This is a genomic window from Streptomyces purpurascens (genome assembly GCF_045040895.1).
Taxonomy (GTDB): Bacteria; Actinomycetota; Actinomycetes; order Streptomycetales; family Streptomycetaceae; genus Streptomyces; species Streptomyces purpurascens.
In genome coordinates, this window is sequence record NZ_CP108341.1 from 4,003,338 (window position 1) to 4,021,083 (window position 17,746).

17 protein-coding genes are annotated in these 17,746 nt (G+C 72.2%); 12 read left to right on the plus strand and 5 right to left on the minus strand.

All coding sequences use genetic code 11. The features are described 5' to 3' along the window. Nucleotides 1-80 precede the first annotated feature (80 nt). Together OHU35_RS18100 and OHU35_RS18105 are read right to left on the minus strand one after the other, a co-directional pair. Entirely contained in the window at nt 81-680 is a 600-nt protein-coding gene (locus OHU35_RS18100; protein WP_405505975.1) for a hypothetical protein, read from the minus strand. Nucleotides 681-890: 210 nt separating this feature from the next. Next, complete coding sequence (locus OHU35_RS18105) at nt 891-1,631, minus strand: TetR/AcrR family transcriptional regulator (RefSeq protein ID WP_405505977.1); 741 nt, start codon at nt 1,629-1,631, stop codon at nt 891-893. Nucleotides 1,632-1,727: 96 nt separating this feature from the next. Here OHU35_RS18105 and OHU35_RS18110 point away from each other — a divergent pair, with 96 nt between their 5' ends. Together OHU35_RS18110 and OHU35_RS18115 are read left to right on the plus strand one after the other, a co-directional pair. After that, nucleotides 1,728-3,440, plus strand: a complete 1,713-nt coding sequence (locus tag OHU35_RS18110) for a CocE/NonD family hydrolase (RefSeq protein WP_405505979.1) — start codon at nt 1,728-1,730, stop codon at nt 3,438-3,440. A gap of 52 nt (nt 3,441-3,492) precedes the next feature. Then, complete coding sequence (locus OHU35_RS18115; protein ID WP_405505981.1) at nt 3,493-3,936, plus strand: LysE family translocator; 444 nt, start codon at nt 3,493-3,495, stop codon at nt 3,934-3,936. Between the two features lie 74 nt (nt 3,937-4,010). Here OHU35_RS18115 and OHU35_RS18120 read toward each other — a convergent pair whose 3' ends face one another. Continuing rightward, nucleotides 4,011-5,147: a M20 family metallopeptidase gene (locus OHU35_RS18120; protein WP_405505982.1), complete on the minus strand. Its 1,137-nt coding sequence runs from the start codon at nt 5,145-5,147 to the stop codon at nt 4,011-4,013. A gap of 336 nt (nt 5,148-5,483) precedes the next feature. Between OHU35_RS18120 and OHU35_RS18125 the strand changes: the two genes are divergently transcribed. Next, a complete protein-coding gene (locus OHU35_RS18125) occupies nt 5,484-6,395 on the plus strand; it encodes an aminoglycoside phosphotransferase family protein (protein ID WP_189726905.1) in 912 nt (303 codons plus the stop codon). 31 nt (nt 6,396-6,426) lie between these two features. Here OHU35_RS18125 and OHU35_RS18130 read toward each other — a convergent pair whose 3' ends face one another. Then, nucleotides 6,427-7,011: a DUF7010 family protein gene (locus OHU35_RS18130; protein WP_189726906.1), complete on the minus strand. Its 585-nt coding sequence runs from the start codon at nt 7,009-7,011 to the stop codon at nt 6,427-6,429. Nucleotides 7,012-7,170: 159 nt separating this feature from the next. Here OHU35_RS18130 and OHU35_RS18135 point away from each other — a divergent pair, with 159 nt between their 5' ends. After that, entirely contained in the window at nt 7,171-7,869 is a 699-nt protein-coding gene (locus OHU35_RS18135; RefSeq protein ID WP_189726907.1) for a Crp/Fnr family transcriptional regulator, read from the plus strand. Nucleotides 7,870-7,909: 40 nt separating this feature from the next. Here the strand turns inward: OHU35_RS18135 and OHU35_RS18140 are convergent, their stop codons facing one another. Next, complete coding sequence (locus OHU35_RS18140) at nt 7,910-8,434, minus strand: Pycsar system effector family protein (RefSeq protein WP_405505984.1); 525 nt, start codon at nt 8,432-8,434, stop codon at nt 7,910-7,912. A gap of 331 nt (nt 8,435-8,765) precedes the next feature. On the opposite strand from OHU35_RS18140, the gene OHU35_RS18145 reads away from it, so the two are divergent. The 8 genes from OHU35_RS18145 to OHU35_RS18180 all read left to right on the plus strand — a co-directional run bounded on the left by OHU35_RS18145 (nt 8,766) and on the right by OHU35_RS18180 (nt 17,696). Then, the gene (locus tag OHU35_RS18145; protein WP_405505985.1) at nt 8,766-9,512 is read left to right on the plus strand and encodes a hypothetical protein; all 747 of its coding nucleotides are present in this window, start codon (nt 8,766-8,768) and stop codon (nt 9,510-9,512) included. An 18-nt stretch (nt 9,513-9,530) separates the two neighbouring features. Beyond that, nucleotides 9,531-11,681, plus strand: a complete 2,151-nt coding sequence (locus tag OHU35_RS18150) for a hypothetical protein (protein WP_405505987.1) — start codon at nt 9,531-9,533, stop codon at nt 11,679-11,681. A gap of 5 nt (nt 11,682-11,686) precedes the next feature. Next, entirely contained in the window at nt 11,687-13,195 is a 1,509-nt protein-coding gene (locus OHU35_RS18155; RefSeq protein ID WP_405505989.1) for a hypothetical protein, read from the plus strand. Further along, nucleotides 13,185-14,531: a DUF4407 domain-containing protein gene (locus OHU35_RS18160; RefSeq protein ID WP_189726911.1), complete on the plus strand. Its 1,347-nt coding sequence runs from the start codon at nt 13,185-13,187 to the stop codon at nt 14,529-14,531. Before OHU35_RS18155 ends, OHU35_RS18160 begins: the two co-directional genes overlap by 11 nt. Before the next feature lie 270 nt (nt 14,532-14,801). Next, nucleotides 14,802-15,476, plus strand: a complete 675-nt coding sequence (locus OHU35_RS18165) for a glycoside hydrolase family 11 protein (RefSeq protein ID WP_189726912.1) — start codon at nt 14,802-14,804, stop codon at nt 15,474-15,476. 2 nt (nt 15,477-15,478) lie between these two features. Beyond that, nucleotides 15,479-16,156, plus strand: coding sequence for a polysaccharide deacetylase family protein (locus OHU35_RS18170; protein WP_189726913.1), 678 nt, complete (start codon nt 15,479-15,481; stop codon nt 16,154-16,156). Between the two features lie 135 nt (nt 16,157-16,291). After that, nucleotides 16,292-16,768 (plus strand): hypothetical protein, encoded by a 477-nt coding sequence (locus OHU35_RS18175; RefSeq protein ID WP_189726914.1) that lies wholly within the window; start codon nt 16,292-16,294, stop codon nt 16,766-16,768. A gap of 127 nt (nt 16,769-16,895) precedes the next feature. Beyond that, nucleotides 16,896-17,696: an SAM-dependent methyltransferase gene (locus OHU35_RS18180; protein ID WP_189726915.1), complete on the plus strand. Its 801-nt coding sequence runs from the start codon at nt 16,896-16,898 to the stop codon at nt 17,694-17,696. The last annotated feature ends 50 nt before the right edge of the window (nt 17,697-17,746 follow it).

The following is a 17,746-nucleotide window of genomic DNA, read 5'->3' on the forward strand; positions in this document are numbered from 1 at the left end:
CGAGGCTGTGACCTGGGGAGTCAGTCGGTGACTCGGTCGGCGTGACGGTGGGCCACGCTCCACTCGCCGTCCTCGCGGCGCTACGCCTGGGTGGCGCGCAGGGTGTGGGTGCGCGGGGCGCGGCGCTTCCAGTACGCGATGGTCAGTACGGCCAGCAGCGGGCCCCAGAGGATCAGGGGCGCGTAGCAGACGTAGAACCAGGCCGTCTCCCAACCGCCCGCCTCACCAGGGGAGTTGGCGGGCAGGGCGTCGCCGCGGATCGTGGTGCCCAGGATCTGGGTGACGAGGGTCAGGGCGGTGCCGAGTGTGAGGATCGTGGCCGCGGTGGCCGACGTGATGACCGTTGCCCTGGTCGGCACCCGGCGGCCCCGGAGGAACGGTACCCAGCGCGGGAACACCTCGCCCCAACGGGCGATCAGCCCGATCGCTGTGAACGCGAGGGCTTCGGAGAGGATCGACAGGAAGACGATGTACGCCTGTTCGCCGGGTCCGATTCCGTCGTCGAGTACGGCCGGCAGGCGCCAGATGCTGGATGGCAGGACGACCAACGGCACGGCGTAGGCGAGTAGTCGTATCGGGCGGGATACACCGGTGGTGGGCTGGTGGGCCGCCTGCCATGCGGTGCGGAGGCGCCCGGGGCGGGTCGCTGTCGGGTTCTTGGCGTGCGGGAGCGGCTGCATGCGCGGTCCTCGGTTCGGGTGGGCTGGTGGCCGGCCGGGTTCCGTCACGAGAGTCGCAGTCGCGGGGGCCGCCGAGGATCGGCCCGTGGGGCCGACTCGGCTCCGCCGTGCGGGGGATGGAGCATGCGCCCAGAGGGTGGCGGCGGAGTGTCGGACCTGCCCTGAGGCCGTCCGCCAGAGGCCGTGGTGGGCTCCTCGGCCTTCGCGGGTTCAGTCCGTGCCGAGGCCGTCGATCAGACGGTTGAGGAAGCGGGTGAAGGTGGCTTCGGGGGTCAGGGGGCGGGCGGGGGCCGAGAGGGCTTCGGCGAGTTCCGGGTGGTGGCCGTCCGCGGCGACGGTCGCGAGGTAGCGGGCCTCGGCCGCGGCCCGGTCGGGGGAGCCGGCGGCTGCCGCCTGGGCGAGTTCGTGGGTGACGTGTCCGGCGACGAAGGCCGTGAGCTGGGCGAAGACCTCCAGCTTGGCCGCGCCGTCCAGGCCCGTGGGGCGCAGGGCGGTGAGGGCGTGTTCCAGGAAGGCCAGGGTGTTGGGGCCGAGGCTGCGGCGGGTGGACAGGGCGGTGGGCAGCCAGGGGTGGCGCAGCATGTTGGCGCGCTGGAGGTGGGCGATGGTCTTCAGGTCGGTGCGCCAGTCGCCGGTGAGAGCGGCCGATGGCGTCAGTTCGCCGCTGACGTGGTCGACCATCAGTTCCAGCAGGGTGTCCTTGTCGGGGGCGTAGCTGTAGAGCGACATGACTCCGGCGCCGACCTGTGCGGCGACGCGCCGCATGGTGACCGCTTCGAGGCCCTCCGCGTCCGCCAGGGCCACCGCGGCCGTCGTGATCGCTTCCCGGCTGAAGGCAGGCTTGCGGCCCCTGCGGGCCCGGGGCTGGGCCTGGGACTGGGGCTGCTGGTGGTTCAGCCACAGCTGTTGCGGGTCGCGGCCCGGGGTGCCGGACCCGTCCTCACGCGTCACGGTCTTCGTACTCCTGTCACTGAGGGCCGCTGTCGTCGCCATCCAAGCATCCTCTATTCTCGTACAACGTACGGAAAATCGAGGAGGGGACCGACCATGGCTTCACGCACCCACGATCCCGCGGCGAAACCGGCCTGGACGCCGTCCGCCCGGAAGCCGCCGCTGTCCTCTCGGATGATGAGGGCGATCTGGCGCGGGCTTCCGGAGAAGCGGTACGACGTCGGATGGGAGCCGGGGCTGGAGGTGCCGGCCGCCGATGGCAGTCCGCTGGTCACGGACCACTACTTCCCCCGTACGGACACGGACGGCGATTTCCCCACCCTTCTGGTGCGCTCGCCGTACGGCAGGGGCCTTCCCTGGTCCCCGCAGTACGGCATGCTCTTCGCCGAGCAGGGCTTCCATGTGATCCTGCAGAGCTGCCGCGGCACCGGCGGCTCGGGCGGTGCGTTCGATCTGTGGCACAACGAGGCCGCCGACGGCCAGGCCACGGTGGCGTGGCTGCGTGAACAGCCCTGGTTCAACGGGACGCTGGGGACCATCGGCCCCAGCTACCTGGGGTACGTGCAGTGGGCACTCGCCCAGGACCCGCCGCCGGAGCTGAAGGCGATGGTGGTGCAGGTCGGTCTGCACGACCCGTACGCCCTGTTCTACGCGGACGGCGCCCTGCGGCTGGAGAACGCCCTGCTGGTGGGTCTGGGCATGACGTACCAGCATCAGGGGATCATGCCGGCCGCCAAGGCGACGCTGCGGCTGCAGCGCCGTATGCGCGACATCGTGACCGCGCGGCCGCTACGCGGGGCGTATGTCTCCGCCCTCGGGGACGTGCCGTGGCTGGACGACGTGATGACGCACCCGGACGCCGGGGACCCGTACTGGGACGGCGCGTCCCTGGCCCGGGCGGCCGAGGGACTGAGCGTGCCCACGAGTCTGGTCTCCGGGTGGCACGACGCCCTGGCCGACCAGACCTTCGAGCAGTACGCCCGGCTGCGTGAGGCCGGATGCGACACCGCCCTGCTGGTCGGTCCCTGGACGCACACCTCCGCCATGCAGCAGGGCTGGCCCGAGGTCTTCGCCGAGAGCCTCGCCTGGCTGCGTGCGCACCTGTGCGGCGATCCTTCCGGGCTGCGTCCCACGCGTGTGCGTGTCCACGTCGGCGGCGAGGACGGATGGCGGGACCTCGACGACTGGCCGTCCCTCTCCTCCCCCGTCACCACCTCATGGATTGCCGCGGCGGACGGGCACCTCGACCGGCGAGCCCTTGCGGCTCCCACTGACGGTGCGGGGTCCGCGCCCCTGGCGTCCCTTCGCTACGACCCGGCCGACCCGACGCCGTCCCTCGGCGGTCCGCTGCTGTCCCGGACCGCCGGTGCCCGCGACAACGGTGCTCTGGAGGGGCGGGAGGACGTCCTGACCTTCACCAGCCCCCCGCTGACCGAGGCCGTGGACGTCCTCGGTCCCGTCTCCGCGCGGCTGAGCGTCACCACGGACACCGGGTACGCCGATGTCTTCAGCCGTCTGTGCGACGTGGACGCGCAGGGTCGCTCCACCAACGTCTGTGACGGGCTGGCTCAGGTGGAGACGGCGGGGGAAGAGCCCTCGGCGGTCACCGTGCCGATGAGCTCCACCGCCTACCGTTTCCCGGCCGGGCACCGGATCCGCTGGCAGATCAGTGGGGGTGCGCATCCGCGGTACGCCCGCAATCCGGGGACCGGCAAGTCGGCGGTGGAGGCTGTCGACTTCACACCGATTCGCGTCACGCTGCACGACGGCTCCGTGCTGTTGCTTCCCGACGGGTCCGGGGCTGTGTGAAGCCCCGGGCACGCGGACAGGTCGTTCGCGTGCGAGTGCGAGGATGGCGGGCATGTTCGTACAGCTGCTCGCGGCGGTCGGTGTGCTCGCCGTCCTGACGATGGTTCCCGGGCCGGACATGGCGGTCGTGACGAAGCGGGCGGTGGCCTGCGGCTGGCGGGACGGTCTGCGGACGGTCGGAGGTATCACGGCCGGGCTGCTCGTCTGGGGCGTGCTCACGGTGGCCGGGCTGGCGGCGTCCGCCACGGCCTACACCGTCGTCAAGCTGGTCGGGGCCGCGTATCTCGTCGCCCTCGGGGTCCAGTCGCTGCTCGGCAGCCGGAAGAAGCGGGCGCGTGCACAAGGGGGAGCGGCGCCGGTTGGGAATCCTTGGCGGGCCCTGCTCTCCAAGGCCCGCGCCTTCTTCGAACGGCCCACCGTGCGCCGGGCCATGGACCGGGTGACCGGAGTCGTCCTGATCGGCTTCGGCGTCAAGGTCGCGGGGACGCAGCCCTGAGGGTCGGGTCGGTCGACTCCACCGGTGTCAGCGGCCATCGGAGAGCGCCGTGCCGATAGCCACCCGTGAACGTCTCAACGGGCCCGTTCCCCCAACCACCCCGCCATCGCCCGCACCCCGATGCCGATGGCCCGCTCGTCCGGGGCGAAGTCGGGGAAGTGTGGGTAGCTGGTGGTGATGGGGGTGCCCGGGGTGCGGACGCCGAGGAAGGTGTAGGTGCCGGGGACGCGGTCCAGGTAGAGGGCGTAGTCCTCGCCGCTGAAGGGCGGGAACGCGGCATGGAGGGTGGTGACGGAGTCGCGGCCCAGCCGGCGGCGCAGGTGGTGGGCCAGGGCGCGGCCGTCCGGTTCCGGGCAGCGCAGGGCGGGGAACGGCTCGGCGGGGAAACGGACTTCGGTCCCCGGGTAGGGCTCGGCCAGTCGGTGGATGTCCTCGCGTACCTCCGTGTACCGCTCCTCCGGCCAACAGCGGTAGGACACACTCACCTTGGCCTCCTGTGCCGAGGCCCGGACGGCCACGAAGCGGGCCAGCGGGCCGTCGGGAGTCTGGGCGTCGGTGATCATCCGCTCGATGTCCGCGGGTGTCTGAGGGGGCGTCACCGTGGCGAGCGCGCCGATCTCTGCGGCCAGCCGCCGCGCGGCGCCGGGTGCGTCCGGGCCCTGTAGGGTCACCTCCGCCTTGTCCTGGCCCGGCATCCCGTAGCCCGGGGTCACGGCGAACCGGCCGACGGGGAAGGGCCCGCAGTGCAGCGCGTGGATCTCCTCGACGCCGGTGCGCTCCAGCACGCCCGCCTCGATCAGGGCGCGGGCTCCGGAGAGGCTCTCCTCGGCGGGCTGGAAGAGGAACACCACCGTGCCGCCCAGGTGCTGCCGCAGCCGTGCCAGGACCTTCGCGACGCCGAGGGCGACGGTGGTGTGGACGTCGTGCCCGCAGAGATGGGCCGTGTCCCGGCCGCCCCCGACGATGTCCTTGGGCGGTACCGCGTCCATGTCCGCCCGGTACGCGACCGTCCGGCCGGGACGCGCGCCGCGCAGGACGCCGACCACACCGTGACCGCCCACTCCGGTGGTGACGGCCAGCCCGGCCGCCCGCAGCTCCCGGGCGACCACACCGGCGGTACGACGCTCCTCCCCCGGCAGCTCGGGGTGATGGTGGATGTCCCGCCTGAGCCGGATCAACCCGTCCTCCAGACGCGCCACCTCGGCGTCCACCGGTCCTTGTCCCCACGGCCCCCTCCGCCCACCGGCGGCGGCAGTCCCCGCGGTACCCCACACCGTTCCCGCGCCGGCTGCCGCGGCCATGCCGGCCAGCAGCGTGCGTCGCGCGAGTGCGTTCTTCGTAGGATGCTTCACTGTTCCCGTTCCCCCTGGGTGATCGTCGAGTGGTCGCCCGGCGAGCGGGAGACGCATCCGTACACGATCACCGCAAGCGCAGGCCCTCGCCCATCCGGTGAGCCACCGCTCGCGGGTGGGGAAGACCCCCGCCCCTCCCTTCGTGCGCCGGGAATTCCGTTGCCCGGCCCCGGGTGCGTTCGGCACCATTCCGGCATGACCACCTCTCCCCACGCCGACGGCCGGGCCGGGATCGACGCCGCCTTGGTGAGGCGGTTGATCGCCTCGCAGTTCCCGCGGTGGAGCCGGCTGAGCGTGGTGCCGGTCGAGGTCGACGGCTGGGACAACCGGACCTACCGGCTCGGCGGGACGATGACCGTGCGGCTGCCCACCGATGAGGCGTACGTCCCCGCGATCGCCAAGGAAGACCGCTGGCTTCCGGTGCTCGCGCCGTCGCTGCCCGTCCCCGTTCCGCCGATCGTGGCCCGAGGAGAGCCCGGGGAGGGCTATCCCTTCGACTGGTCGATCCGCGGCTGGCTGGACGGTGACCTGGCCCGCCCCGAACGCATCGACGACATGCCGCGCTTCGCGGAGTCGGTGGCCGGGTTCGTGCGCGCGCTGCAGGGCATCGACGCCACGGGCGGGCCAGCCGCCGGAGCGCACAGCTTCTACCGGGGAGCGCCGCCGGCCCACTACGACGGCGAGACCCGCCGGGCCCTGTCAGCCCTCGCCGGGCGGATCGACACCGACCGGGCGGCCGAGGTGTGGGACACGGCGGTGCGGGCGACCTGGGAGGGCTCGCCGGTCTGGTTCCACGGAGACATCGCCGCCAACAACCTGCTGGTCAAGGACGGCCGGTTGACCGCCGTCATCGACTTCGGCACCTCCGGCGTCGGCGACCCGGCCTGCGACCTGGTGATCGCCTGGACGATGTTCTCCGGCGACAGCCGCGAGGCGTTCCGCCGTGCCGTGGGCCAGGACGACCCGACCTGGGCCCGGGCCCGCGGGTGGGCCCTGTGGAAGGCTCTGATCTGCCTGGCACGGGACATCGACACCGATGCCGGCGAGGCCGCCGTCCAGCGCCGCGTCATCGACGAAGTCCTGGCTGATCACGACCGCTTGGCCTGAGCGGCCCGAGCGGTCCGGCAGCCTGTGAGCCTCAGCCCCGTACCGCCACGTGGTACGCCGAACCCCACAGCACCACCGCGCTGCCCAGGCCGACCACGAGCCGTACCGTCTCGCTCGCGAGGCCCGCCGCGACGAGGACGAAGCCGACGACCGCGACGGCGGTCAGCAGCACCGCCGTCCACCGGTACTGCCACTGGTCGTACAGGCGGGCGAGCGGGAAGAAGTGGAGTCCCACGACGAGGGCGATGCCGGCCGGGATGACCTCGGGCCGGCCGGCGGCGTTGGACGCGGCGATGACGGCGAAGACGGCCACCAGCTCGATGGTGTTGACGATGCCGACCCCGCGCGCCCAGTTCGCCGGCAGGCTCACCGTACGGGGCGAGGGCGCGGCGCCCTTGCGGTACCCCAGGTGGAGCGCCACCGCCGTGAGCAGCACAGCCGCCCCTTCGATGCCCAGCGGGGCGGGGTCCGTCGCCGAGCCGGTTCCGGAGGCCGCCGCGACGGCCCACACCAGGGCGAACACGGAGAGCACGAGGGTGCCGCGGCGCCGCAGGGAACGGGTGAGCGCGAGACACTCGGCGTCCGTGGCGGACGAGGTCGGGGACGTGGACGTCATCCGCGGAGAATACGTCGGCCGTCGCTTCTCCTCGACGGCTTCGGCCCAATTCGATCCGCGTCGGGAATACCCGTGAGTACGCCACCTACGGTCACCGACAGCGGGCAGGATTCAAGTGACGCGTGGTGACGAATGACCGACCGGCCGGGGGAGCCTGCCATGCCGTACAGCTCCGCGGAGTGGCCCGCGCGCAGTCTGCTGGGGGCCGTGCCGCCGGAAGCGCGCGCCGAGTTGCTCGAACTGGGCGTACCGGCGCGGTTCGAGGCCGGGAAGGTACTGCTGAGCGAGGGCGCCCGGGACCGGCATGTGCTGGTGCTGCTGTCCGGCTTCGCCAAGGTGACGGCACGGGTGGAGAACGGCGAGGAGTCTCTGCTCGCGGTGCGGGTCGGCGGGGACAGTGTCGGTGAGATGGCCGCGTTCGACGGTGCCCCGCGCTCGGCCACCGTGACGGCGTGCGGTCCGCTCACCGCGCGGCTGGTGCAACCGGGCCCGCTGCACGCCCTGTTGGTCCGGCGTCCGGAGGTGCATCTGGCGCTGACCGGGATCATCGCCCAGCGGCTGCGCTGGGCCAACCGCAGGCGTCTCGACTTCAAGGGCTACCCGGCGAAGGTACGGCTGGCCCGGCTCCTGGTGGAACTCGCCACCTCCTACGGCCGTCCCGGCGAGGGCGGCATGGTGCTCGGCTGCCGGCTGACCCAGCCCGAGCTGGCCGCGCTCACCGGGGCCGCCGAGACGACCGTCCACAAAGGGCTGGCGGAGCTGCGCCGGGACGGGCTGCTGGAGACGGGGTACGGGTCCACCGTCATCCGCGACCTGGAACGGCTCAGGGAGATCGGGGACCTCGCTCCCGAAGACTGACCGGACCTCGCTCCGAAGACCGACCGCCGGGCCGGGCACGTCAGTTCAGCACCGGACGCAGGACGACCAGCAGGCCCGCGCTCACCCCCATCACCGCCGTACACCCCACCGCCGCCGTCACGCACCGGTACTTGCGCACCGCCACCTGGGACAGGAACCGGATCGTCTGGGACAGCTCCTCGCGCTCCTGGTCCGGGTCGCCGTCGCCACCGTCGCGGGCGGGCAGGATGTCGGGGCCCGAGGCGAGGTGGACGAAGCTGTAGCGGTTGGCGCCGGCGGGGCGCAGCACCCGGGGGCGCAGGGTGGCGGCCAGGAAGCCCGCGCCGCCGAACATCGCGCAGAGGAACAGGGCGAGCAGGATGGCGGCGAGTATGCCCGCCGGGCCGCCCGCGGACGCGGAGCGCAGGGCCGGAGGGGACCAGTAGCCGGCCGTGCCGACGAGGGCGGCCTGGGCGGCGGCGAGGATCCCGGCCTTGGTGTCGGCGTGCTGGTGGGTGGTCTGCAGGGCGGTGAACATGAACTGCGCGGGACGGCTGTCGGTGCGGGTACCGGTGGAGGACGGCATGCTGCTCCTTCTGGGGCCGACGGTCTGTTCCATGCGTCCAGTACGCCCCGGAACCGGTCACGGAACCCGGGATTTCTGCGGGATTGGGGACGTCGATCGGCCACCGTCCGCACCAACTTCCCGAACCCGTCCGTAACGTGCGGCCACCGCTGTATGTTTCCGCACCTTTCCGCATCCCGTATTTCGACGGGGTTCGCGGCGGACGGCGCGTGTAGGACTGGCCTACCGGCGTCCGCGCGAGGGGGGAGCGGACGCCGGTGTCTGCCGGAGTGCGCGCCCCCGGATCCGATCCCGGGGTGCGGCTCCACTTCAGTGAGCGGGGAGTTCAGGCATGGGAACGTTCGGTCGCAGACTGCTGCTGGCGGTCGACGCGAAGGGGTACGGCGGCGTCGACGTGGTGACGCAGCGCGAATGGCAGGAGGCGATCCGGCGGCTGCTCCGGGAGGCGGCCGGCGAGGCCGGGCTCGACTGGGAGCAGTGGGCGACGCAGGTCGGCGGGGACTCGGTGTTCGCGGTCCTGCCGAAGGGGGCGTCGGAGCCGGACCTCGTGGACCCGTTCATGCGCCATCTGGAGGCCGGTCTGCGCACCTTCAACCGCAACCGGCGCGACGAGGCCCGGCTGCGCCTGCGGGCCGCCGTGCACTTCGGCACCGCCTCGCCCGCGGCCAACGGCTTCGAGGGCCGCGCCCCGGTCGAGATCGGCCGGATGCTGGACAGCCGCGTGCTGAAGGCGGCCCTCGCCGCGGCACCGGCCGCGCAGCTGGCGCTGGCGGTCTCCGCGACCGTCTTCAACGACGTGATCGGCGAGGCGTACACGACGATCCAGCCGCAGGAGTTCCGCGAGGTGCGCGTCGCGGAGAAGGAGTACGCGGGGCGGGCGTGGATCCGGGTCCCGGGGTACGACGTGACGGCCCTGGACCTCGGGGAGACCGAACGCGGCGCAGAAGGGGGCGCGGGGGGCGCGGCAGCTGTCGATGTGCGCCCCCCGAGCACCCCAACTGCTCCTGGTGACACGGTCGTTCAGGTCATAACCGGAACCGTCCATGCCCAGGGTGCCGTCTTCGGGATCTCCAAGTGACCTGAGTGACGGCCGAGGATGAACGAGGAACACGAGGAACACAGCGAGCAGCGCGCCCAGGACGCACCAGAGGCGCACCACGCGGACGATCCGCAGCCCCAGGACCAGCCCCAGAACCAGAACGAGCCCCAGCAGGACGCGTCCGAGAAGACGGACCCACCGGCCCCTGCCGAACCTGCCGGCCCTGCCGCCTCTTCGGAGCAGGTCCATCACAACAACGTCAACCAGTACTTCTACGGAGAACTCGACGCCTCCGGCGCCCAGTTCGGCATCGGCACCGCAGGCTCCGACAACGCCCGGCGCCGTGCCGTGGGCCGTCTCGACGCGGGCGAGGCGGACGCGATCCTGGCGCCCTACGTCAAGCCCGCCTGCTTCGAGCAGGCCGTGCTCGCCCTCGAACAGGACGGGGTCGTGGTCCTGGTCGCGCCTCCGGGGACGGGCAAGCGGTCCGGGGCGGTGGCGCTCGTCGACGCCCTCGCGGAGGAGTCGGAGTACGTCGTGCTCTCCCCCGGCCGCAGCCTGGACGACCTCGCGAGCGGCAAGGTCGCCTTCGAGAAGGGCGTCGGCTACGTCCTGCTCGACCGGATGAGCGAGGACAGCTCCCAGACGGCGGACTTCGACTGGCGGCGGGTGCGCGACACCGTCCGCGAGCACGACGCCCACCTGGTCGTCACCACCGTGCGCCCGGTCGAGAGCGGTGTCGTCGAGTCCGTACGGCACGTGCCCTGGCAGCTCCCGGACCTCACCGCCGTACTGCGCTTGCGGCTGGTGCGGGCCGGGTGCGCGCAGGACGCCGTGGAGCGGGCCGTGTCGCTGATGCCCGGCGGGTGCCGGATCGCTGAGGTCGCGGTGGCCGCCGAGAGGATCGCGTGCGGCGCGGCGCCGGACGAGGTCTGGCAGGACTACGGCAGCAGCGCGGCGCAGCCCGTGCGCGACTGGTTCGACCGGGACCGCACGCCGCAGGAGTGGGCCGAGGTCACCACGCTGGCCTTCGTCAACGGCGCCGGCTACCGCGACTTCGAGACCTGCCAGGAGCGGCTGGAGGGCTGGGTGGCCCCGGCGTTCCCGGAACTCGTCACCGAGGAGGAGCAGGCCGCGGCGGCCCGGCGTGCCGTCGACCGCCGGCTGTCGCTGTCCCGCAACGGCCTGGTCGCGGTGGAGCAGCGGAAGAACGGCGCGCTCACCCGTACCGCGCTGGTCTTCCCGCACCCCCAGTACCGGCAGTGGGCGCTGGAGGAGCTGTGGACCAAGCGCTCCACGCCGTACTGGAACGGCGTACGGGACTGGCTCACCGAACTCGTCGCCGCCCAGCCGGGGCTCGGGCTCCAGCTGTCCGTCGCACAGGGGCTCGCGCTGCTCACCCGGCCCGCCTTCGACGAGGTCGCCGACAACTACCTGCACCCCTGGGCGGGCGGCGCGGCCGGTCCCGCCGGGCAGTCGACGGCCGTGCTGGTGCTGCAGTGCATGTGCCTGGACGAGAGCCTCGCCGCGACCGCGCTGGGCATGGCCCGGGGCTGGGCCCGCTCCTACGACCCGGTGCTGCGGTCGACCGCGGCGGCGGCGTTCAGCGGGGCGCTCGGCGTGCGCTTCCCCACGGACGCGGTCACCAACCTGCTCCGGATGGTCCGCGGCGGCGTCCGGTCCGTGGACGCGGCGATCGCGCTGGCCGGTCTGGTCGCGGTGCTCGCGGAGTGCGGGCAGGACACGGGCGCGGTGTTCCGGCCGCTCGCGTACCGGCTGCGGGCCCAGCGCGAGACGCTGACCGGGCAGGCCAAGGAGAACATCCTCGGTGCCACGCTGACCGTCCTGCGGGCCCGTGACGCGCGGACCGGGCGGCTGGTGTGCGCGTCGCTGATGGAGCGGGACGACCGGCAGACCGCCACCATCGGCGAGCTGTGGGCGGGCGTCCTGGACAACCTGCCGCGCCGGGGCCGGGCCCTGGCCGCCCTGAACACCACCCTGCGCGAGCTGCCGGCGGTGTCGGAACGGCCCGAGCGGGTGGCCGAGCGATTCGGCCGGTCCCTGGGCGACGCCCTGACCGCGGACGAGGGCCCGCCGCTGGCCGCGGCCCTGCGGCGGATCGCCGCCCGCGCCGACGAGGCGGCCACGCTTCCCGGCGGCGCCCTCGTCGAGATCTTCCTTACCGCCGTACTGAGCACGGAGGACTGACAGCCATGGCTGAGAAATACCCGCTCGTCGAGCAGCGGGAGTACGGGCGGCCGGACCGGCGCGGCGGCATCTGGCGCAAGCGGGTGTCGCGCGGCGACGACGAGCTGCCCAGGGTCGCCGCCCACCATGTGCGGGTGTTCCGGGTCGGCGAGGAGTACGTCGAGGACCACGGGCAGCTGCGCGCCGACGACCCGGTGGTGACCGGGGCCAGCTCGGTCACGGTCGTGGACCGGCGGATCGAGGTGCCCGTCGTCGTGGAGACGCGGATCCCGTCGGCCGAGGCGGGCGACTTCACCGTACGGGCCTGCTTCTACTGCACGGTCACCGACCCGAGCGCGGTCGTGCGCGACGGCGTCACCGACGTGGAGGCGCTGCTGCTCGCCCATCTGCGCGAGGTGCCGGGGCTCACCGAGGACGGCAGCGACCTGCCCGTCGTCGACACGGCCGCCGTACGCGCCCGGATCGACGCCCGGCTGACCGCGTACCACGAGATGCGGCCGTCCCTCGTGTCCGGGATCCGGGCCCGGCACGGGTCGATCGAGGTCCTGACGCCCGAGGAGATGTCGGCGCACGTCGAGGAGATGGAGCGGGCCCGCCGGGATCGCACGCGCCGGCGTCACCAGGAGGAGATGGAGCAGCAGGCGGCCCTGGACCGGGCCCTGCGCGAGGCCGAACTGGAGCTGAAGCACGAGGAGATCCGCAATCTCCAGGCGATGCGCAAGGAGCGCAACCGGCAGGAGGAGGAGACGCTGCGCACGGGCTACGAGCGCGGTGCCGGTGCCGAGCAGCAGGACTACGAGCTGGAGATCGAGCGCCGGCGCAACCGTTTCACCCGGGCCGAGATCGAGGACGACATCAAGCTGATCGGCTCGGACCCGGTCGCCGCCGACTATCTCGCCTGGCGCAACGGCGACATCAGCGCCGACGAGCTGTCCAAGCGGCTGCACGCGGCCGAGGAGCGCTGGGACTTGCGCAAGGACGACCGGCTCCGGCTCGACCGGGACTACGAGATGACGCGCCGCGGCCTGGACCGGGAGGACCTGCGCTGGCAGGTCGAACGCGAGGACCGGCGCCACGAGCTGACCCGCAACGAGGAGCGGGAGGAGACCGCCGCGCAGCGTCACGAGGCCTCCCGGCGCTGGGACCTGGAGCACGAGGACCGGCTGCGACAGCGCCACGAGAAGCGCGAGGACACCAAGGAGATCCAGCGGGACCAGCACGAGTTGGCGAAGCAGCAGCTCACGGTCCGGGCCACGCTGGGCAAACAGGCCATCGACCGGGGCCTGTTCGACAGCACCATGTACGACGCGGGTGCCTTCATCAACAGCGTCGGCGACGTCCCGCCCGCCCAGACCCCGTCGCAGGGGGAGCTGAAGGGCGGGGTGAAGGGCGGCGTGAAGGGCGAGCTGCGCCGGGCGCCCGGGCGGACCGCCGAGGCCGCGCCCGCTCCGGCCGACGGTGATGACGCCGACGACTTCGACCCGGCGAACCAGGAGGGGAGCCTTGGCAACTGACACCCCGCTCCGCCCGGCCGACAGCGCGGCCTACGACGAGAACCGGAGCCAGTCGCGCCCGGCGCCGGCCGCCTCCGGATGGGCACCCCGGCTGCGCCGGCTGATCGGCATCGACGAACCGCTGCTGGCCTGGGTGCCGGAGGAACGCGCCCGCTACACCTGGTACGGCGCGCTCGTCGTCAACACGGCCCTGCTGGGCGCGCTCTCCATGGTCCTGGCGCTCTCCAGTTTCCGCTCCGACCTGCCCCTGGCGGCGGTCATCGGCGTCGCCGTGATCTGGTTCTGGGTGGTCCTTGCCCTGGACAGCTGGCTGGTCTCCAGCACTCACGGCACGACGGTCCGCAAGTGGACGCTGCTGGTGCGCTTCCTCCTCTCGGTGCTGCTCGGCCTGTTCATCGCCGAGCCGATCCTCTTCCAGATCTTCGACAAGGAGATCCGCCAGTCGATAGCCGTCGGGAACGAGCAGAGGGTCGCCGACTACCGGGGCATGCTCGTCTCCTGCAATCCCACCGACGGTGCCTCCACCACCGACCGCCGCGAGTGCGCCCGCTACCAGCTGAAGGTGGCGGGCTCCCCCGCCGAACTCGCCCGCCAGATCAAGAGCAACGGCGACCGCGTCAAGACCCTGAGCACCCAGGTCGCCGGCATCAACAAGACCCTCAGCGCCAAGCAGTCCACCGAACAGCGCCTGTGCGGCCCGAAGTACTGGATCTGGCGGGGCGGCGTCCGGGACGTCACCATCACCTGCGAGCGGGCCCGCGAGGCGACCTCGGAGTACGAGAGGAACAGCAAGGTCAAGACGTACGAGAAGCAGCTGGAGGGTCTGGTCGCCCAGGGCCAGAAGCTGGCCGCCCGGAAGGACGGGGCCGCCGACGACTACCAGCCGCTGCTCCAGAAGGCCGTCGACGACAAGACCCGGCAGCGGGCCGCCGATCTGGACACCGACGGCATCCTCACCCGGGCGGCCGGCCTCAAGGAGGTCGCCGAGTCGGACGGCTTCGCCCTCTTCCTGACGATCGTGCTGCACCTTCTCCTGCTCTGCCTGGACGCCATGCCCGTCCTGGCCAAGGTCCTCAGCGGCGCCACCACCTACGACACCCTCCTCGGCGCCCGCCACCGGGCGAGCCGCAAGCTGTACGCCGAGGAACTCCAGGTCCAGCACACCTGCGCCCGCATGGAGCACGACGTCCAGCGCCACCGCGTGGAGTGGGACACCAACGACCGCATGCGCCGCCTGGAGCAGGAGCACCAGCGGGCCCAGGCCGAGCGGGCCGCTCAGGAACGGGCGGAGCTGGAGGCGAGGATGGGGCGGATCATGCGGGCACGAGGCGCATGAGGACCACTTGATCCGGAAACGGTCCGAAAGATTCGAGTAGCGGAGTTCTCCATTCCGGCTGGGATGTCACCCTCTCTCCCACCACCCCCGGCCCATCCCAGCCCCAACTCACGCCGGACCAGCGGTTATACACCGCAGCACCCTCCCGCGAGCCAACGAACCTTTCGCAACAACCACCGAAACTATTGACAGTTGACAGGGTCCGGCCAACACTCCCGGGTGACAGAGCACCCCCGTCCACCCCACGAGGACGATGGAGGAAGCACGCCCATGAGCAACTCACTCAGCCGCTTACGGCTGCTCATCAGCGGTGTCTGCACGATGCTGCTGGTCGCGGTGGCCGCCCTGGCCCTGCCGGGCACCGCCCACGCCGACACGGTCGTCACGAGGAACCAGACCGGCACCCACGACGGCTACTACTACTCGTTCTGGACCGACAGCCAGGGCACGGTCTCCATGAACCTGTCCGCCGGTGGCAGTTACAGCACCTCATGGCGGAACACCGGGAACTTCGTCGCCGGCAAGGGCTGGAGCACGGGCGCCCGCCGCAGCGTGACGTACTCCGGCACCTTCAACCCGTCCGGCAACTCCTATCTGACCCTCTACGGCTGGACGGCGAACCCGCTCATCGAGTACTACATCGTCGACAACTGGGGCACGTACCGGCCGACGGGAACGTACAAGGGCACCGTCACCAGCGACGGCGGCACGTACGACATCTACAAGACCACGCGCTACAACGCCCCGTCCGTCGAGGGCACGAAGACCTTCGACCAGTACTGGAGCGTGCGGCAGTCGAAGCGGACGGGCGGCACGATCACCACCGGCAACCACTTCGACGCCTGGGCCCGGGCCGGGATGCCCCTGGGCAACTTCAAGTACTACATGATCATGGCGACCGAGGGTTATCAGAGCAGCGGCAGCTCCAGCATCACGGTGCGCTGACGATGGCAGCCACCCACCGCCTCGCGCTGCTGACCGCACTGGTGACGGCGGCGGCCACCCTCACCGCCGCCACCGCGACCGCCGCCCCGGAGCGGGCCGCCGCCTGCAACGGATACGTCGGACTCACCTTCGACGACGGCCCCTCCGGCAACACGACGAGACTGCTCGACGCGCTCCGGCAGAACGGGCTGCGGGCCACGATGTTCAACCAGGGCCAGTACGCGGCCGCCAACCCGTCCCTGGTCCGGGCCCAGGTGTCCGCCGGCATGTGGGTCGGCAACCACAGCTACACCCACCCGCATCTGACCCAGCTCGGCCAGGCACAGATCGACTCGGAGATCTCCCGGACCCAGCAGGCCGTCGCGGGCGCGGGAGGCGGCACCCCGAAACTGTTCCGCCCGCCGTACGGCGAGACCAACGCGACGGTGAAGTCGGTCGCGGCCCGGCACGGCCTGACCGAGATCATCTGGCACGTCGACTCCCAGGACTGGAACGGCGCGAGCACCGACGCGATCGTCCAGGCGGCCGGCCGCCTCACCAACGGCCAGATCATCCTCATGCACGACTGGTCCGCCAACACCCTCGCGGCCGTCCCCCGCATCGCCCAGGGCCTCACGGCCCGGGGCCTGTGCGCGGGGATGATCTCCCCACAGACGGGACGGGCCGTGGCACCCGGCTGAGGGACGCTCAGGAACGGCGCGATGGCGGGTCCGGGCCATCGCGCCGCTCTGGCGGTACGCCCACGTACCTGAGTACGCGTGCTCATGACGGAGCCGCCCCGATCCCGTGACCATGGACGTATGAAGAATCGGGGAATGCTTTCCGCAGGGGCCGCGCTCGCTCTCGGGGTGCCTGTCGCCGCTTGGGGGCTGATGGGGCAGCAGAACTACGGCGGGCTGCCGGCGAGTGAGCTCGACTATGCCTACCAGCCGTGGGGCGTCGGGGACGGTGTCGCGGCGGTCGTCGGCGGGCTCGCGCTGGTGCTGGCGGGGGCCGGTGCCGCGGTGCTCGTGCGGGCGGCGCGGCGTGGGGCGCTGGACCGGCGCTGGTGGGGGGTGCTCGGGCCGCTCGTGATCGTCGGGCTCATGGCCGGTGTGGGCTGGCGGATCCTGACCGCGGGCGTGATCGGAGCCAACATCGGGGCCGGGATGCTGATCATCTTCGGTACGCCGGTCGCCGCCGGGCTGCTGCTGTGGGCCCTGGGACGGGGCGTGTGGCTGGCGACGCGGGGGCACGGGGGCGGCAGCGGCGAGTCCGGGCGTCTGGGCGGGGTCTCACCGCGCGGCGTGTGACGGCCGGGCCGGGTGGCCGAAACACCACGGTGGTGGGCGGCGGGAGCGGACAACTTCACTGTCCGGCCAGGTGGTTCGCCTAGGTTGGTGAACCGGTCCCCCTTCCCCACCCCCAGGAGGCCCTGCCGTGCTCGACGACAGCCTGCGTGCCCGTATCGACACCTCCAAGCCGCACTCGGCCCGCTTCTGGAACTACTTCGTCGGCGGCAAGGACAACTACGAGGTCGACCGCGAGATCGGCGACCAGATCAAGTCGATCTTTCCCGGCCTGGTCGACGTGGCGGTCACGAGCCGCCGCTTCCTGGGACGGGCCGTCCGGCATCTGGCCGAGGAGCAGGGCGTCCGGCAGTTCCTGGACATAGGCACCGGGTTGCCGACCGCCGACAACACGCACGAGGTCGCCCAGCGCGTCGCACCGGACGCCCGGATCGTGTACGTCGACAACGACCCCATCGTGCTGGCCCACGCCAACGCGCTGCTCACCAGCACGCCCGAGGGCGTCACCGCGTATCTGGACGCCGACCTGTACGACCCCGAGGCCGTCCTGGAGGCCGCGGCAGGCACGCTCGACCTCTCCCGGCCGGTCGGGCTGATGATCCTCAACACGCTGGGGCATGTCGCCGACTACGGGCAGGCGCGTGAGCTGGTGCGGCGGCTGATGGCCGGGCTGCCGGCCGGCAGCCACCTGGTGATCAGCGACAGCACGGCCACGAGTGAGGGCATGATCGCGGCGTCGGAGGCGTACAACTCGAGTGGGGCGGTGCCGTATTACGTCCGTCCGGTTGCCGAGATCGCCGGGTTCTTCGACGGTCTCGAGCTGGTGAGGCCGGGGGTGGTGCGGGTTTCTGAGTGGCGGCCTGAGCTGTCCGGCGGGGCCGGTGTCGATACGGCTGTGGACGCGTACTGCGGCGTGGGGCGCAAGCCGTAGCCGGTGCGTGGTCGGGTGCCGCGGCGTGGGGGCTGGTCGCGCAGTTCCCC

Bases quoted from the DNA above. Each gene is read 5' to 3' on its own strand.
- OHU35_RS18100 (WP_405505975.1), bottom strand. From the start codon at position 680: ATGCAGCCGCTCCCGCACGCCAAGAACCCGACAGCGACCCGCCCCGGG.
- OHU35_RS18110 (WP_405505979.1), top strand. From the start codon at position 1,728: ATGGCTTCACGCACCCACGATCCCGCGGCGAAACCGGCCTGGACGCCG.
- OHU35_RS18115 (WP_405505981.1), top strand. From the start codon at position 3,493: ATGTTCGTACAGCTGCTCGCGGCGGTCGGTGTGCTCGCCGTCCTGACG.
- OHU35_RS18125 (WP_189726905.1), top strand. From the start codon at position 5,484: ATGACCACCTCTCCCCACGCCGACGGCCGGGCCGGGATCGACGCCGCC.
- OHU35_RS18130 (WP_189726906.1), bottom strand. From the start codon at position 7,011: ATGACGTCCACGTCCCCGACCTCGTCCGCCACGGACGCCGAGTGTCTC.
- OHU35_RS18135 (WP_189726907.1), top strand. From the start codon at position 7,171: ATGCCGTACAGCTCCGCGGAGTGGCCCGCGCGCAGTCTGCTGGGGGCC.
- OHU35_RS18140 (WP_405505984.1), bottom strand. From the start codon at position 8,434: ATGCCGTCCTCCACCGGTACCCGCACCGACAGCCGTCCCGCGCAGTTC.
- OHU35_RS18145 (WP_405505985.1), top strand. From the start codon at position 8,766: ATGGGAACGTTCGGTCGCAGACTGCTGCTGGCGGTCGACGCGAAGGGG.
- OHU35_RS18150 (WP_405505987.1), top strand. From the start codon at position 9,531: ATGAACGAGGAACACGAGGAACACAGCGAGCAGCGCGCCCAGGACGCA.
- OHU35_RS18155 (WP_405505989.1), top strand. From the start codon at position 11,687: ATGGCTGAGAAATACCCGCTCGTCGAGCAGCGGGAGTACGGGCGGCCG.
- OHU35_RS18165 (WP_189726912.1), top strand. From the start codon at position 14,802: ATGAGCAACTCACTCAGCCGCTTACGGCTGCTCATCAGCGGTGTCTGC.
- OHU35_RS18170 (WP_189726913.1), top strand. From the start codon at position 15,479: ATGGCAGCCACCCACCGCCTCGCGCTGCTGACCGCACTGGTGACGGCG.
- OHU35_RS18175 (WP_189726914.1), top strand. From the start codon at position 16,292: ATGCTTTCCGCAGGGGCCGCGCTCGCTCTCGGGGTGCCTGTCGCCGCT.